Annotated in this window: 1 protein-coding gene; it reads right to left on the bottom strand. The window is 43.9% G+C overall.

Annotated elements, in window-relative coordinates; all coding sequences use genetic code 11:
- A partial coding sequence (locus SMIDD26_RS12430; RefSeq protein ID WP_246747048.1) for a hypothetical protein occupies positions 1-223 on the bottom strand: 223 nt, incomplete at both ends.

Genomic DNA, 223 nt, shown 5'->3' with positions numbered 1-223 from the left:
TTCCGTATCTAAGAGTACATCCTTAAGTGATTCCGTATCTAAGAGCACGTCATTGAGCGACTCAGCATCTAAGAGCACGTCATTGAGCGACTCAGCATCTAAGAGCACGTCCTTAAGTGATTCAGCATCTAAGAGCACGTCCTTATCTGACTCAGCCTCTAAGAGCACGTCCTTAAGTGATTCCGTATCTAAGAGTACATCCTTAAGTGATTCCGTATCTAAG

The sequence above is a fragment of the Streptococcus mitis genome (assembly GCF_001579035.1).
Lineage (GTDB): Bacteria > Bacillota > Bacilli > Lactobacillales > Streptococcaceae > Streptococcus > Streptococcus mitis_J.
Note: the sequence above shows the minus strand (reverse complement) of the source record. Positions and strands in the feature narration are given on the sequence as shown.